Origin of the sequence: Pseudomonas sp. CFSAN084952 (genome assembly GCF_009648855.1) — a bacterium.
Lineage (GTDB): Bacteria > Pseudomonadota > Gammaproteobacteria > Pseudomonadales > Pseudomonadaceae > Aquipseudomonas > Aquipseudomonas paracarnis.
The window spans coordinates 2010522-2026739 of sequence record NZ_CP045767.1; the positions used below are offsets into that span (position 1 = coordinate 2010522).

Annotated in this window: 14 protein-coding genes; 3 read left to right on the forward strand and 11 right to left on the reverse strand. The window is 59.0% G+C overall.

The features are described from left to right. The first annotated feature begins 7 nt into the window (after positions 1–7). Positions 8–1738: a hypothetical protein gene (locus GH769_RS09125; protein ID WP_177480943.1), complete on the forward strand. Its 1731-nt coding sequence runs from the start codon at positions 8–10 to the stop codon at positions 1736–1738. A 51-nt stretch (positions 1739–1789) separates the two neighbouring features. On the opposite strand, the gene GH769_RS09130 is transcribed toward GH769_RS09125, so the two are convergent. The 5 genes from GH769_RS09130 to GH769_RS09150 form a co-directional block, all read right to left on the reverse strand. Then, positions 1790–2557, reverse strand: coding sequence for an SDR family oxidoreductase (locus GH769_RS09130; protein WP_014718324.1), 768 nt, complete (start codon positions 2555–2557; stop codon positions 1790–1792). Between the two features lie 21 nt (positions 2558–2578). Continuing rightward, positions 2579–3646 (reverse strand): phosphotransferase family protein, encoded by a 1068-nt coding sequence (locus tag GH769_RS09135; protein WP_020301516.1) that lies wholly within the window; start codon positions 3644–3646, stop codon positions 2579–2581. Between the two features lie 129 nt (positions 3647–3775). Further along, the gene (locus tag GH769_RS09140) at positions 3776–4729 is read right to left on the reverse strand and encodes a 2-hydroxyacid dehydrogenase (protein WP_014718326.1); all 954 of its coding nucleotides are present in this window, start codon (positions 4727–4729) and stop codon (positions 3776–3778) included. Positions 4730–4877: 148 nt separating this feature from the next. After that, entirely contained in the window at positions 4878–5291 is a 414-nt protein-coding gene (locus GH769_RS09145) for a hypothetical protein (protein ID WP_032902139.1), read from the reverse strand. 90 nt (positions 5292–5381) lie between these two features. After that, positions 5382–5876: a DUF4822 domain-containing protein gene (locus GH769_RS09150; RefSeq protein ID WP_019820181.1), complete on the reverse strand. Its 495-nt coding sequence runs from the start codon at positions 5874–5876 to the stop codon at positions 5382–5384. 415 nt (positions 5877–6291) lie between these two features. Between GH769_RS09150 and GH769_RS09155 the strand changes: the two genes are divergently transcribed. Next, positions 6292–7569: a serine/threonine transporter gene (locus GH769_RS09155; protein ID WP_014718329.1), complete on the forward strand. Its 1278-nt coding sequence runs from the start codon at positions 6292–6294 to the stop codon at positions 7567–7569. A gap of 52 nt (positions 7570–7621) precedes the next feature. Here GH769_RS09155 and GH769_RS09160 read toward each other — a convergent pair whose 3' ends face one another. The 5 genes from GH769_RS09160 to acnB all read right to left on the reverse strand — a co-directional run bounded on the left by GH769_RS09160 (position 7622) and on the right by acnB (position 14236). Continuing rightward, on the reverse strand, positions 7622–8200 hold the full coding sequence (locus GH769_RS09160; RefSeq protein ID WP_032902141.1) for an acyl-homoserine-lactone synthase: 579 nt from the start codon (positions 8198–8200) through the stop codon (positions 7622–7624). Between the two features lie 28 nt (positions 8201–8228). After that, a complete protein-coding gene (locus tag GH769_RS09165; RefSeq protein ID WP_032902143.1) occupies positions 8229–8954 on the reverse strand; it encodes an autoinducer binding domain-containing protein in 726 nt (241 codons plus the stop codon). A gap of 117 nt (positions 8955–9071) precedes the next feature. Further along, positions 9072–10343: a glycosyltransferase gene (locus tag GH769_RS09170; protein ID WP_032902145.1), complete on the reverse strand. Its 1272-nt coding sequence runs from the start codon at positions 10341–10343 to the stop codon at positions 9072–9074. A 25-nt stretch (positions 10344–10368) separates the two neighbouring features. After that, complete coding sequence (locus GH769_RS09175; RefSeq protein ID WP_032902147.1) at positions 10369–11262, reverse strand: alpha/beta fold hydrolase; 894 nt, start codon at positions 11260–11262, stop codon at positions 10369–10371. A 364-nt stretch (positions 11263–11626) separates the two neighbouring features. Beyond that, the gene (gene acnB / locus GH769_RS09180; RefSeq protein ID WP_003190828.1) at positions 11627–14236 is read right to left on the reverse strand and encodes a bifunctional aconitate hydratase 2/2-methylisocitrate dehydratase; all 2610 of its coding nucleotides are present in this window, start codon (positions 14234–14236) and stop codon (positions 11627–11629) included. Between the two features lie 395 nt (positions 14237–14631). Between acnB and GH769_RS09185 the strand changes: the two genes are divergently transcribed. Continuing rightward, positions 14632–15099: a DUF1289 domain-containing protein gene (locus GH769_RS09185; protein WP_003190830.1), complete on the forward strand. Its 468-nt coding sequence runs from the start codon at positions 14632–14634 to the stop codon at positions 15097–15099. Between the two features lie 134 nt (positions 15100–15233). Here GH769_RS09185 and GH769_RS09190 read toward each other — a convergent pair whose 3' ends face one another. Beyond that, entirely contained in the window at positions 15234–16097 is an 864-nt protein-coding gene (locus GH769_RS09190) for a universal stress protein (RefSeq protein ID WP_014718336.1), read from the reverse strand. Positions 16098–16218 lie beyond the last annotated feature (121 nt).

Sequence of the window (16218 nt, forward strand, 5' to 3'; positions counted from 1 at the left end):
ATTTTTTATGCAGCAAAAACCTCAATCACCCAGGACCGCGCATGTATCACCCTCACGTATCGGCTTGGGTGCCGACACCGTCATGGTCAGGGACTATGGCCGTCTGGTTCCTTCCCTTCAACCTGTGAATCAAGGCGTGCAGCGCGCCGGGCACGGCGACGCGCTTGGGGGCGCGCACATAAGTGCGCTGGATCTGCCTGGGCCGCTGCCGCCGCAGGCAGTGTGGGTAACGGGCGATGCGCTTGGGCCCGCAAATGCCGAGGGTGTTCGTCAGGCTGCCGGCCGCAGTTACATTGATCTGGATACCGGGCAGACAGTGCAAGTGGACTATCACCCGGCCAGCGGCACTTATCACCCGCGCTTGGCTCATCAACTGGCGGCCAGCCCATCTGCTGTCAGCAGAGTGGGTGGCACTTGGACCTGGACCGGCGTGACGACGGCGGCTCATGCCAGTGCACCGGTGTCGATGCCGATGGCCGCCGCCGTGCCGCGGGATCCACGGTTGGATCTGCAGCTTTACGATGCACGAGGTGGGGGCGCAACGACGGGGCCGGCTATCCAGGGGAAAAGACAGTACGTCATGGGCGGGCAGAGCTACTACGGCGATGCCCGGTTCTCGTTGGCATCCTTCAAAGCGGGCGATAACAAACTTTACGTACCTGACGCGCGTGGGGTGTGGCAGCAAAGCGGGGCCATCACCGAAGACGGCATCATTCAGATCTCTGGTGACTCAATCGCCAGCTATCTGGAGGTGGGGGGCGTAGTGGTTCGCGTCGATCTTGATAGCACGAGAAATAAATACCAGATGATTCCCAATGCACACAGCCATGCGCCGGGTGTTTACCTGGATACCGGTGGCAGCCGTGCTTCGTGGGTGCCCGAGATGCGCTTGGGCAGCATCGGCGCCATCATTCGCGCGGCCCGCAAGGTTCTGGGCTACACCACTGTTACCAGTGATATGAGCCAGGGCGTGATGTCGACGCAGGACAGGCAAACGTACTGCTACATGCGCCAGTATGCGCGGCAGATGATTGCATTCGATAACCCGGCTATCCGCAATGCACCCGCGCACCTGCAAGATCGCAAGATTGATACGCACATCTGGACCCACGGTTATCCCTATGGTCGGCTGTTACAGGGGATACAGGCCAAGGCCGACGGCCTCGCCCTACCCATGGGCATTGTGCAGTTTGATCCGTTTCAAGGCATGGCCACCGTTGCGGTACGCCGTGAGGGCTCATTCAATGTCGACGCAGTGGCCGCCAACGACCAGTTTCATTATCCCCATCGGCAAAGGCGCGCGGATGAAATAGCGTTGTTTGATCAATGGAAGACGCTGAGTATTCAGGATGCAAAGGGCCGTGGGCTTGCCAATGAGAAGATGTACCGCGCACTACTGGTCAATGATGGCTATCAAATCATCCCTGGTGGAACCTACGGTGGCGGTCAAAACGGTTTCGATCTGGTGTTCAAAGGGCCCGCGGGCGATGTCTACGTGCTTGAGGTCAAGCATGCCAAACCGCGCAATGTCAGCATGCAGAGGGTCTATGAGCATTTCCAGATGGAGGATGGCTGGGTTAGACGCGTGTTGAAGAAGTTGGACCGCAGTGATCCAGGGGCCAGGCAACAGGTAGCGGATGCGCTGGACCGTCAGCGGCTGTTCAAAGTGATTGGCGCGACCCTGCCAGACGGCAAACTGGTGCTATTCAAGATCGATATGAGCGGCGTGCGAGTCTGAGTCTGATGGCAGACGGCTCAGCCCCGTCTGCCATCGATGGCGCTTGGGGCGTCAGGACAAGAAACCACCGTCCACATTCAGCGAAACCCCAGTGGTATAGCTCGACGCATCACTGGCCAGGTACAGCACCGCGCCAGCCATTTCGCTGGGGTCGGCCACGCGCTTGAGCGGGATCTGGGCCAGGGCCATTTTCAGGATGGAATCATTCTTGACCAGCGCCGAGGCAAACTTGGTATCGGTCAGGCCCGGCAGCAGCGCGTTGCAACGGATTCCAAAGGCCGCACATTCCTTGGCAAACACCTTGGTCATGTTGATTACGGCGGCCTTGGTCACCGAGTAGATGCCCTGGAACACGCCCGGCGAGATGCCGTTGATCGAGGCCACGTTGATGATGCTGCCGCCGCCGTTCTCGCGCATCAGCTTGCCGGCTTCCACCGACATGAAGAAGTAACCACGGATATTCACGTCAACGGTCTTCTGGAATGCGCCCAGGTCGGTGTCCAGTACATTACAGAACTGCGGGTTGGTGGCGGCGTTGTTGACCAGTATATCCAGGCGGCCGAACTGTTCACGAATGCCGGCGAACACCTGGGTGATCTGCTCCATTTCACCAATATGGCAGGCAATGGCCGTGGCTTTGCCGCCCTCGGCGATGATCGCATCGGCCACGTGCTGGCAACCCTCCAGCTTACGGCTGGAGACAATCACATGGGCGCCTTGCTGGGCCAGCAACTTGGCGATGGCTTCACCGATGCCACGGCTGGCGCCGGAAACAAACGCAATCTTGCCATCGAGGTCGAACAGGTTGGTCTTGGACATGAGGGTTCCTTGTAGTTGCACTCAGAGCGCTGATTTGCCGATGACATTCAGGCTCATCTGCTCCAGCAGTTTGTTCATGTGGATGAACTGCGCGAAGCGTTTGTCCTGGGTCTGGCCATGGAAGAAGCGGTAGTAGATCTGCTGCACAATCCCGGCCAGGCGGAACAGGCCGTAGGTGTAATAGAAATCGAAATTGTCGATCTGGATGCCGGAGCGCTCGGCGTAGTAGTCGACAAACTGGCGGCGGGTGAGCATACCGGGGGCGTTGCTCGGCTGGCGGCGCATCAGTTGCACCGGCGCCGGGTCCGCGGCCTCGATCCAGTAGGCGAGGGTGTTGCCCAGGTCCATCAACGGGTCGCCCAGGGTGGTCAGCTCCCAGTCCAGCACACCGATGATCTGCATCGGGTTGTGCGGGTCGAGGATCACGTTGTCGAAGCGGTAGTCGTTGTGCACGATGCTGGAGGTGGAGTGATCGGCAGGCATCTTGTCGTTGAGCCAGGCGCGTACCGCCTCCCATTTTGGCGCATCGGGCGTCAGGGCTTTTTCATAGCGCTCGCCCCAGCCGCGAATCTGCCGCGCCACGTAGCCTTCGGGCTTGCCCAGGTCGGCCAGGCCGCAGGCGTGGTAGTCGACCTGGTGCAGTTCGACGAATTTGTCGATAAAGCTCTTGCACAAGGCCTCGGTGCGGGTGGCGTCCAGGCCCAGCTCAGCCGGCAGGTCGGAACGCAGGATGATGCCGTTGACGCGCTCCATCACATAGAACTCGGCGCCGATCACCGATTCATCGGTGCAGTGCACATAAGCCTTGGGGCAGTACGGAAAGCCATCTTTGAGCTGGTTGAGAATGCGGTATTCGCGGCCCATGTCGTGGGCAGACTTGGCCTTGTGACCAAACGGCGGGCGACGCAGCACAAATTCCTGGTCGGGGTATTCCAGCAGGTAAGTCAGGTTCGACGCGCCACCAGGGAACTGGCTGATTTTGACGGTACCGCTCAGGCCCGGAATATGAGCTTTGAGGTAGGGATCGATCAGGCTGGCATCAAGTTCTTCGCCTGGGCGAATCTGGGTCGATTGGTCGTTCAGCGCCATGCTTATCCCTTCTGCTTATTCTAAAGGCCTTGGACTATTTCCTAATCTAATGCGCACAGCCGCCCAGCGACAAGGCCGGGGCGGCTTAATAGGTTAGCGTGTTGAAGGGTGATCAGCGTGCCTGATCGGTCATTTTGCAGGCGCTGGCAAGGCCACCGGTGTAAGCACGGGGCGGCCGGCAAAGTATTCCACCAGGTTATCAGCGACGCGCTGCACCGTGTCATGGGCCGCCTCCGGGGACAGGCCGGCCACGTGGGACGTCAGCACGGTATTGCTCAGGCGCTTGAGGGCATCGGGCACTGCAGGCTCATCGTCAAACACGTCCAGCGCGGCGCCGCCGATGCGGCGCTGCTCCAGCGCGGCGACCAGGTCGGCGGTCACCACTACGCTGCCGCGGCCGATGTTCACCAGATAGCCATTGGGCCCCAACGCATCCAGCGCATGTTTATCGATCAGATGGCGAGTGCCGGCCCCACCGGGCGTGGCCAGGATCAGGAAGTCCGAAGTGCGCGCCAGTTCGACGGCCGTTGAGCAGTAGGTGTAATCCACGTCATCGCGAGGTTGGCGGTTGTGATAGCTCACTTCCATGCCAAACCCGAGGGCGGCGCGCTTGGCGATTTCCATGCCCACGGCCCCCAGCCCGAGAATGCCCAGTTGTTTGCCGGCCAGGGAAGGGCGCATGACCTTCGGCCACTCGCTGCGGCGAACAGCGGCGTCGGTCTGAGGAATCCCGCGCACCAGTGACAACAGCAACGCCATGGCGTGATCAGCCACCGAGGGTGCGTTCACGCCGGCACCGTTAGTCACCACTATCCCGCGGTTGCTTGCCGCTTGCAGGTCCACATGTTCGTAGCCGGCGCCAATCACGCAGATGATCTCCAGTAATGGCAACGCGGCGATCTCTTCGGCATACAACCCAAGCGGCCCGCGGGTCAGCACGGCCTGAATCTGCCCCCCATGGGTCTTGATCGCTTGGGCGCGTTCAGTAGGCGTCGGCGCCAGGATCACATGAAAGTCGTTGCTCTCGATGATTTGCAGGTATTCGTTGATGGTTTCAACCAGGACCAGAACAGTGGTGGGCATCGCAAGGCTCTTCCTGAAGGGTTTGAGAGCATGAGTATGCGCCGAACCTACCCGTTATTGCGCTGACCTCCTGCAAGATTTCCGGATACGTCAAACCTGGCTGCGCAACCCAAACCCGCGCACCCAGGCTCCTTCGCTGTCGCGCCAGCTACTGAGTAGTCCCCGGTTGCCGTGCCTGGGCCCGCTCTCTTTGTGCGATCGGCATGAAATCGTAGGTCGGGAAGAATTCCGTCTTGTAGACACCCCACGCCGTGTTCTCGATGGCCAGGTTGACTTGAGCCAGGCGAGACGCCGGTAAACGCAGCACGATGACTTGCCCGATGCCCATGGTGATATTCCAACTGACGACTTCGACACCTTCCGGCGGGAAGACCTTGTGAAATTCCTGCTTGGCCAGTTGGGCTTTCAATTCGCCCAGCGGGCGTGATTGATCGTGTTTAAGAAACACGGTCAACATGACGGTGCTATCGGGCGTGGCGGCGATGCTTTTGGTGGGCAGTGTCGTGTTGGCCTGTACCGTGGTTGCGCTGGGCAACAGTACGGCTACCAGCAGTGCAGGCATGAATAGATATCTGCATGAAGCGTATGGATTCATCACAAGTGCCTCGTTTGTTATTGGTTTTTTATGGCTGGATATAAATAGGGTGTTTAACTAGTTTGACATCTGAGTCTTTATTGGTCCCGTGTAAGGCGCATGTACCACATAGATTCTAACGGGAGGGTTGGTCGCTACCATGTCGCGAGGGACTTCACGAGAATAGGTGAATTCGGTGTTGTCCAATTTTTCCAGCCTTCTGACGATGGTGCGATGCGGGCCAAGGTCGGGCACCAGGATGTGGGTCTGCTTGTCGCCAGTGACCAGGAAATAACCGCCCCCGCCATCAGGGTGTTTCGAGCGCCCTGTATCGGTGTAGAAAAATTCGTAACGATTGCGTTGCGGGTCCCACATTGAGATTCCGACCACGCCGGGGTATTTGGCCTTGACGTCGTTTTCTGGCTCGCCCTCTATATACACCTTGGTGGTCAGCCATTGAGGCGAAGAGGCCAGGGCACGAACATCAGCCTCAACCGGTTTCGCGTAACTTGACGGCGCGCCTAATAAACCCGCGAAAAACAGGCCGGTAAAAGCAAGGGTGAGTCTTCGCATTATCAAACTCCTTACTGGTTGGTTAAGTGTTGTTATCGTCTTTGTCGGTCAATGCGCGAAGATATTAGTGTGTGAATTTGCGCGTGCTCAATAGCTATGTATGGTCCTGTAACAGTTGAGGGGTTGTATGACTAAGAATATGATTTTGAAGCGGGCTGCTTCCGAACTTGTTGTCGGACTCTTCTCGCAATAGGTGGCCTATTAAAACTTAGACGTAATGTTTGTACGACGTTTCAGCCATCCAAAACCTTCACGGGGGCGGCCACTTGACCAGCTGCTCCGCCTAACCATTCCTCAGCTAAGTCTTTGCTTCTCCAAGAGAATCCCGGACAATCCGGCCCTTGTTTCGGCCAGGGCGCTGCCTGTCAGGTTTTTCTGACTCGTGCTGGCCGTGTGAATGCGGAGATCCCACCGGATGAATGATCAGGCCAATAGCGTCGACGAACGCTATGCAACGACACCTGCAACGCTCACAAGCTGGAGCCGCCAGGACACTACCTGGATGCTCGGGCTATTCGGTACCGCCATTGGCGCCGGTACTTTGTTCCTGCCTATCAACGCGGGCCTGGGGGGCTTCTGGCCGCTGGTGATCCTGGCGTTGCTGGCCTTCCCGATGACGTTCTTTGCCCATCGTGGGCTGACCCGTTTCGTGCTGTCCGGCCGTGAAGGTTCCGACATTACCGACGTGGTTGAAGAGCATTTCGGTATCAAGGCCGGTGCACTGATCACCTTGTTGTACTTCTTTGCGATCTTCCCGATCCTGCTGATCTACAGCGTGGCGCTGACCAATACCGTCAGCAGCTTCATGGAGCACCAGCTGCATATCCTGCCGCCGCCCCGGGCCATCCTGGCGTTTGTGTTGATCTTGGGTCTGCTGGCCGTGGTGCGTTGCGGTGAGCAAGTGATCGTCAAGGCCATGAGCTTGATGGTGTACCCGTTTATTGTGGCCTTGCTGTTCCTGGCGGTGTACCTGGTACCGCACTGGAATGGCGGCATTCTCAGCACCGCCAGCGAAGTGCCGGCACCCTCGGCGCTGCTCAACACGTTGTGGCTGGCGATTCCGGTGATGGTGTTCTCGTTCAACCATTCACCGATCATCTCGGCCTTCGCGGTGGACCAGAAGCGCCAGTACGGCGCACACGCCGACGAGCGCAGCTCGCAGATCCTGTCCCGCGCGCACTTGCTGATGGTGGCGATGGTGCTGTTCTTCGTGTTCAGTTGCGTGCTGACTCTGTCGCCCGCGCAGTTGGCTGAAGCGAAAGCGCAAAACCTGTCGATCCTGTCGTACCTGGCCAACCACTTCGATAACCCGACGATTGCCTTTGCCGCACCGTTGATTGCGTTCGTGGCGATTGCCAAGTCGTTCCTGGGCCACTACATCGGCGCCAGCGAGGGCCTCAAGGGCCTGGTGGTCAAGACTGGCCGCCGCCCGGCACCCAAGACCCTGGACCGCATGACCGCCGCCTTCATGTTGGTGGTGTGCTGGATCGTCGCCACGCTTAACCCGAGCATCCTTGGCATGATCGAGACCCTGGGCGGGCCGATCATCGCGTCGATACTGTTCCTGATGCCGATGTACGCGATCCGCAAGGTCCCGGCCATGGCCAAGTACCGGGGGCAGGCCTCGAATGTGTTCGTGACGCTGGTCGGTCTGGTGGCCATTTCCTCACTGATTTACTCGCTGATTCCCTGAGGCGTTCGCAGCCGATGCCCCGGCTTTAAGCACAGGTGGGGATCACCCATCGCTAGGCAACGGCCGACTCTGCGTGTAACGCGATTTGGCCGTTTTTCTGCCAGGCCGGAAAACTCAGCGCTACCACATGGTCTTTATTCACGCGTTGCGGAGAACCGAGGCGGCTCAACTGCACGCCATGCCTGAGAAAATAACGTTCCAGTGCGGGTGTGGTCACCGCCACTACCCGATTGGCGCCCTGGCTCCAGGCATGGTTCAGGCTGTTCCACCAGACGCGCATCGGTAAGGTGCCTTCCTCCAGGGCGCGCGCGGCAAAACGCGACACCTCCCAGGTGTCGCTGCTTCGCGGGGTTGGCTGGTCGCACAGAAAACCGAACACTTGCGCCAGCAGATAAGGTTGCGTGGTCGGCAAGAGCCGCGCGCAACCGCAGACTTGGCGCTCGGCATCGAGGGCGAGGATATGACGAGCATCCGCGTGGTCGAACTGGTCGAATTCGCGTTGGGGCCGGGCGTGCGTGGAATCCAGTTGCCAGCCCAATTGCTGGATGAAAACTTCGTGTCGGTAGCGGCCCAGGTCGTCCTCAAGCGTTGCAGACAGTTCATGGTGACGACGGGTGATGATGCTGATCATTGGATGTCCTTATCGCAATTGTCGGGCCCTAGATAAGGCCCTGTGCAGCGGCGTAGGCTGCCGCCAGTGTTTTGTTGCCAGCCCCGAATTTCTTCTGAATGGCTTTGAGGTGAAAGTTTACGGTGTTGACGGAAATAGTGAGGATCAGCGCGATTTCTCCTGAACTCTTGCCGTCGGCGGTCCACTGCAGGATCTCCCGCTCACGCCGGCTCAGGCAGACCGATTGGTGGGCGCGTTCGCTATCACCCAGGTCTGTCAGGCGCAGTGTCACCCGTTCAAGGATGCAGCGCAGGCGCACTTGAATCTCGTTGTTTTCAGCCTGCGAAATAATGTCTTGGCGCCGAGCCACGGACAGTACCCGCAGTGAACGGTCGTGGCTTCGAATCGGCAGTGTGGCGCCGATGCACAAGCCCCAGTCCCGAGCTTCCTGCCACAGCGTGCGGCTGTTATCAAACAGTGCGTCGTTCCATACCACCATCTCGGTAGAGCGCAAGCCACTAAGGATTGACGGATCGACAGCCGCGTAGTTTTGTTTCTCGTAATGTGCCAGCCAGCTTGCGGGGTAGGACCCGCATATCTCGGTTCTCGGGCGTGTAAAAGGGGTCAGGTGACGTACGCCATAGGCGTAGTACTCGAACCCCAGTTGCAACACTTCACGCTCCAGAAGCGCTAACACTTGAGTCTCATCCTGTTGCTTGCACATCTCGATGCGCAAGCAATCCCACCAACGAATGAGGTCGTTTTCCTTCTCCATGGACAGTCGCCTCGATTACTGCATTCTTGGCAATCTAGCCCACAAGCTATTTCTGTCAAACTTTGCCGAGGCTTCCCGACCGCTCTGGCACGGTGCTTACACTTGGACGTTCGTGGTTTATGAGGCCTGGCGCAGGCGAGGCATTGAATGCCGCGCGTGGCACTGCTCAATGGCGTTGACCGCTGTTTCACAAGAGGCAGCGTCGCAGGGCATCAGGCTGCTCGCTCGACGACAGGCCGTTTGCAGCCGGCTGTCGTGCAAGAACGTTGTGATCGCATCGTCCAGGTCCTGTTTGTTTAACGGTAGGGCAAGGCGTATGCCGCATCCCATGCGCACCAGGCGTTCGGCGTTATCGAACTGGTCATGAGCGATAGGCAGCACAATCTGCGCAATGCCGGCCGCCAGCGCCTGGCTCATGGCACCAATGCCGCCGGGGTGGACCAGACCGGCCGCGTGGGGCAACAGCGAACTCATCGGCAAAAACGGACGCTGTATCACGGTGGGCGGCAGGTCCGTGAAGAGCGGTCGATCACCGGTCAGAAAAATGCCGCGGGCACCGACCCTGTGCAGCGCTGCCAGGGCGAAACGATAAAACTGCTGGTCAAAGTGCTCAGTGGAGCCTTGAGTGAAGACAATAGGGGGCGCTCCGGCAACCAGAAAGGCTCGTGTGGACTCATCGAGCCCAGGGGCGCCACCGTCGAACAGAGGGAAACCGGCCATGTGCAAAGGCTGTGGCCAGTCTTTCTGTGCGGGGGCGAACCATTCGGGGAACAGGCATATCACCCCTTGGGGCGCATGCATCCATTGACTGAAGATGTTCTTCACCACGCCTGGTAGCCCATGTTTGTGGCGTAGTGCGTTGATTTGGGGAGCACAGGTACGGTCCAGGCTCAGGTATTCGATCCCGCGCCAGAGCAGCTTGCGCAGAGTCAATGGCAAGCGCCGCGACACATTGAAGGTGGGGTGCACGGGCGGCAAATGTGCAGAAAGCAACGTGGATGGCGACACTTGGACGGACAGATAAGGGATGCCGTATTTTTCATGGGCGATACGTGCCCCCAAGGCCCATAGTGAGCCGACAACCACCGTATCGTCGGTATTGTGAGTGGTTACATAGTCGTAGACGGGTTCCAGCAGGCCGGCGATGGCTTGCCACAATACCGCGAATGAGGTCTTCGGGTCCCACAATAGGGGATCGCCCATGGCGGCGCTGTAGGTCGCCTCATCGCATAACGGCACGAAGTTCAGCCCCTGCGCCTCAATGGCGCGCTGAAACGTCGGCATGCTGCACAAGGTGACCTGATGACCGCGCACAGTCAGGGCAGCCCCCAGGCCGATAAAGGGAAAAACGTCACCGGCCGAGCCGATGGCAACCATGATTACTCGCATCATCCACGTCCTTGTTGAAAAGTATTTAGGCAAAGCTCAGCCGCGCTCGTTGAGCCGACTGCTCGCAAAACGCCTCTGGCTGGGCATCGCATGCCCTCAGCAAATGCCCGAGCAACGCGCGGTGCACGCCGTTGGCCGCGGCCTTGGACTCCAGGTCTAGAAAATGTCCGCTGCTCTGGGCAATGGAGAAGCTGCAATCGCGGATGTACTGCTTGAAGGACTGCACGTCCATGGCGCTGGTGTATTCGTCCCAGGCGCCATTCAGGAAGTGCACATGACTGTCAATGTTCAAGAGTTGCGGCAAGTAGGCCCCTTCATTGAGCTTGAGTGCCTGTTCGATATGGAAGCGCGCTTGATGCTGCTCGGCGTTGATCAACTGCGCCATATGCTGTTGATTGGCGGTCTTGAGTCGAGCCGGGAGATGCTTGCCCAGCGTCTGGTTGAGCAAATGGCCGATCCCTGCGTTGTCATCCCGGGCCATGAGTGCCTGCGCCCCGCTGACGTAATCGAGCATCGGCGCGTTGAGGCCAGGCGCAAACGACATCACCACTGAGCTTTCAACGCTGTCTGGATTTTTGGCAAGTGCCAGCAGGGTGGACAGGCCACCCCAGGACACGGAAACCAAGTGGTGAATGTTGAAGCGCTCGATCAATGCCAGCAGGATCTGGACTTCGTCGTCCTTGGTCACCAGGCACCGGTCAGGGTTGTGAGCGCGGGAGTTTCCAGCGAACGGCAAGTCAAACAGCACCACGTTGAAGTGTTCGGCCAGGCATTTACTGGTACGGGCAAAGGCCGACGTCGTGGCCATGGCGCCGTTGACCAACAGGACGTTCTTTCTATCAGGCGCATCGCCGATGTGTTCCACCGACACCGAATAATGCTTGAAGATTTTCTTGATCACATATTGGCTACGCGACATAACACACCTCCAGTCAGCACAAAAAACAGGCGAGAGCGCCCCTGGCACCGGGCTTGGGTGTCGAGGGCAGGGTTTGTTTTTTTTATTAAGGGGTACGGCTTACAGCGCGAAGTACATCCAGAGCTGGTGGGTTCCGTGATACAGGCGTCAGGGTGTAGAGAGTTTTAGCCTTCAAGGCGTAGAGGGACAACTACCTGATCTGGTAGGTCGTCGTGCAAAGGTTGTCGGCGGCCAGTACTTTTCAGTCTGATACAACTCTTTAAGGGGGAGCGGGAGCCTGGATTGACATCCGTTACCCTTTTGGCGCACGCAAAAAAACGCCGCGTACCTTGCGATACGCGGCGCCTTTCACATCAACACACCGTTAGGCTTGAATCACCGGGATGTTGGCGCTTGCTGCGATCTTGCGGAACTCAGCGATCTGGTCGAAGTTCAGGTAGCGGTAGACGTCACTGGCCATGGTGTCCAGTTTCGCTGCGTAGCCCATGTACTCTTCGACGGTCGGCAGGCGACCCAGAGTGGAGGCGACTGCCGCCAGCTCAGCCGATGCCAGGTAGACGTTTGCACCATCACCCAGGCGGTTCGGGAAGTTACGGGTCGAGGTCGACACGACGGTGGAGTTCGGCTCAACGCGTGCCTGGTTACCCATGCACAGCGAGCAGCCTGGCATTTCCATACGTGCGCCAGCCTTGCCGTAGATGCCGTAGTAGCCTTCTTCGGTCAGTTGGTGCGCGTCCATCTTGGTCGGCGGCGACAGCCACAGACGGGTAGGCAGCTGGCCCTTGACCTGCTCCAGCAGCTTACCGGCAGCGCGGAAGTGGCCGATGTTGGTCATGCACGAACCGATGAACACTTCGTCGATCTTCTCGCCAGCGACGCTGGACAGCAGACGGGCGTCGTCCGGGTCGTTTGGCGCGCAGAGGATCGGCTCGTTGATTTCCGACAGATCGATTTCGATGATTTCGGCGTATTCGGCGTCGGCATCGGCTTCCATCAACTCCGGGTTGGCAACCCAGGCTTCCATCGCTTGGGCGCGACGTTCCAGGGTGCGTGCATCGCCGTAGCCTTCGCCGATCATCCAGCGCAGCAGGGTGATGTTGGAGTTCAGGTACTCGGTGACGGACTCTTTGGACAGCTTGATGGTGCAACCGGCAGCCGAACGTTCAGCCGAGGCGTCGGACAGCTCGAAAGCCTGTTCCAGCGTCAGGTCGTTCAGGCCTTCGATTTCCAGGATGCGGCCAGAGAAGGCGTTCTTCTTGCCTTTCTTCTCTACGGTCAGCAGGCCAGCCTGGATCGCGTAGTAAGGAATGGCATGCACCAGGTCTCGCAGGGTGATGCCAGGTTTCATCTTGCCTTTGAAGCGCACCAGAATCGATTCCGGCATGTCCAGCGGCATGACGCCGGTGGCGGCGGCAAACGCGACCAGGCCAGAACCGGCTGGGAACGAGATGCCCATCGGGAAACGGGTGTGGGAGTCACCACCGGTACCGACGGTGTCCGGCAGCAGCATGCGGTTCAGCCAACTGTGGATGATGCCGTCGCCTGGACGCAGCGATACACCGCCACGGGTCATGATGAAGTCAGGCAGGGTGTGGTGGGTGGTCACGTCGATCGGCTTGGGGTAAGCCGCGGTGTGGCAGAAGGACTGCATCACCAGGTCGGTCGAGAAGCCCAGGCACGCCAGGTCTTTGAGTTCATCACGGGTCATTGGGCCGGTGGTGTCCTGGGACCCCACGGTGGTCATCTTCGGCTCGCAGTAGGTGCCTGGACGAACGCCTTTGCCTTCTGGCAGGCCACAGGCCTTGCCGACCATTTTCTGCGCCAGGGTGAAGCCCTTGCCGGTGTCGACAGGCGCTTCAGGCAGCTTGAACAGGTCGGTAGGGCCCAGGCCCAGCTCAGCGCGTGCCTTGTCGGTCAGGCCACGGCCGATGATCAGCGGGATACGACCGCCAGCGCGAACTTCGTCCAACAGCACCGGGGTCTTCATTTCGAAGGTGGTCAGGACTTCGTCGGTGCCGTGCTTGCAGACTTTGCCAGCATGCGGGTACAGGTCGATCACGTCGCCCATGTTCATGTTGGTAACGTCGAATTCGATTGGCAGTGCGCCAGCATCTTCCATGGTGTTGTAGAAGATCGGAGCGATCTTGCTGCCGAAGCAGAAACCGCCAGCACGCTTGTTCGGCACGTAAGGCACGTCGTCACCGAAGAACCACAATACCGAGTTGGTTGCCGATTTACGCGACGAACCGGTACCGACCACGTCACCGACGTAGGCGATCGGGAAGCCTTGGCCGCGCATCTCTTCGATCTGCTTCATCGGGCCGGTCTTGCCTTGCTCGTCCGGCACGATGCCTTCACGCGCCATTTTCAGCATGGCCAGGGCGTGCAGCGGGATGTCAGGACGGGACCAGGCATCAGGCGCAGGCGACAGGTCGTCGGTGTTGGTTTCGCCGGTGACCTTGAAGACGCGCAGGCTGATCTTGTCGGCCAGGGTAGGGCGGTTGCGGAACCACTCGCCGTCAGCCCAGGACTGGATCACGCCTTTGGCGTGCTCGTTGCCGTTGCGGGCTTTTTCGGCGACGTCGTGGAACGCATCGAACATCAGCAGGGTGTGCTTGAGTTGGGCGGCCGCGACGGGTGCCAGTTCGGCGTCGTCCAGCAGCTCGACCAACGTCACGATGTTGTAGCCGCCTTGCATGGTGCCGAGCAGTTCAACAGCGCGTTTCTTGTCAATCAGGGGGGAAGTGGCTTCGCCCTTGGCCAGGGCAGACAGGAAACCGGCCTTGACGTAAGCGGCTTCGTCAACGCCTGGTGGAATGCGGTTGGTGATCAGGTCAACGAGGAATTCTTCTTCGCCAGCCGGAGGATTTTTCAGCAGCTCGACCAGGCCTGCGGTTTGTTCGGCGTTAAGCGGCTGGGGAACGATACCCAGTGCGGCACGCTCTTCGATATGTTTGCGGTAGGCTTCAAGCACAGTTATTACCCTCATCAGTGGTCCCACGGGACGCTCATCCAGAAATGAACGGCACGCATGCGCTCGGGGGCTTTTTGGGCCGCAAAGCCAGCGCTGCCGCCATTTCTTACAGAAGCTGCTTTCAAAGTTTTACGCCTGCAGAACGGAGCTGATGAGGGTTGGCGCGGGCTCTGACCTACCGGGTCGAACCTGCGCCAACACCGTTCTGAAGGAACGACTGTGCTCGTGACGCTTTGAAAACAGCTTCCAGCGGATTATTGGCGCCTTACAAGGCCGGGTGATTCTACGGCAAAAAAAATCTAAAGGTAAGTTGCCTACTCAAGTTTGCTGGGTGATCAACCTTAGACAAAGGGCTAACATGGCGCACTGTTTCGCTGATTTGCGTGTTGCTGCCCATGCCCAACCAAACCATCAAGACCCCCTGCGTCGGCCTGTGCTCTACGGTCTACGGCGATCTCGTGTGCCGTGGATGCAAGCGCTTTCACCATGAAGTGATCCAGTGGAACGGCTATAACGAAGAAGAAAAGCGTGCGGTCTGGCTCAGGCTTGAGCAGCTGTTGGTGCAGGTCATGGCCGGCAAAGTGGAGGTTTTCGACCCCAAGACACTGCGCGGGCAGTTGGAGCAACGCAAGATTCGCTTTGTGCCACACCAGTCCGAGTATTGTTGGGCCTACCAGTTGATCGCCCGTGGGGCCCGGGTGATCAATAACCTGGAGGCGTACGGCATGGTGCTGTTGCCGGAGTTTCGCGACTGGGCGCTGCCTGAACTGCGCGATGCCATTGATCGCGAGTTCTTTATCCTGTCCGAGGCGCATTACCAGCGCTATATCGCGCCTGGGTTCTTGAAAGATGCGCTGGGTTAATTGACTGGCGAGGTCAATGTGGGAGCTGGCTTGCCTGCGATAGCGGTGTATCAGGAGCAAATGCGCCAGCTGACCCACCGCAATCGCAGGCAAGCCAGCTCCCACATTTGATCCACATTGCCTGAAGGTCGGTGTCAGGGCTTGGTCGCCAGCTCTTGCAGATGGTCCATGAGCGTCTGCGGTTTAAGCACCAGCACATCGCTTTGCACCGCATCCAGCACCACCTCCGCCGTATTGCCGATCAACGCGCCGGAAATCCCCGTGCGTGCCACCGTGCCGATAATGGTCACCGCCGCCTGCAAGCGATGGGCAATATGGGGGATCAGCACATCGGCGGGGCCTTCCTCGATATGCAGGTGCCTGTCGTCCACGTCGAACTCGGCCTGGAAGGCCTTGCATTGCTCGCGATAGCGCGCCTCGATGGTTTCCTTGAGCTGAAAGGTCGGGTCTGCCGCCGACAGCATGGGCGAGGGGTGAGCACTGATCACATGCAACTGCGCTTTGGCGAGGCTGGCGATATCAAAGCCATGGTCGATGATCGAATTATGCAGCGAGCGGTGTTCGCCGTCGGCGTTGCCCACATCGATGGCCGCCAGGATCACGCCGCCTGCCCAAGGGGTGGCGGTCTTGACCAGCAACACCGGCGTCGGGCAATAGCGCAGCAACTTCCAGTCCGCCGGGGTCAGCAGGGCTTTTTTCAGAGGGTTGTCGGGGAAGTGCTGTTTGATCACCAGGCCACAGCCTTCGGCTTGCTGCACATCGATGATGGTTTCATGCAGGCTGTCGTTCCAGGCCTGCTCGGTGGTGACGCTGTAGCCGTCTTCTTTCAAGCCTTCCTTGAGCAGGCTCAGCAGCGCCGAATGCTCGTGCTTCTTGTCACAGACCAGCAAGTGCAGGTGCGCGTCGGTCACTTTGGCAATCAGCTTGGCACGCTTGAGGGCCAGGCTTTCCGAATGCTCGGGTTCGATGACCACCAGGATGCTGCGGATGGCTTGCATGGTCGGGATCTCCAAAAGGGCGGGCGTTGGATAACTATAGTTGCTGGCCGGCAGCCGTCATGTTGATACACATCAAGGCCGGTGGCTGGTGGTCTGCGACGGGGTCGGTATAATCGGCGCC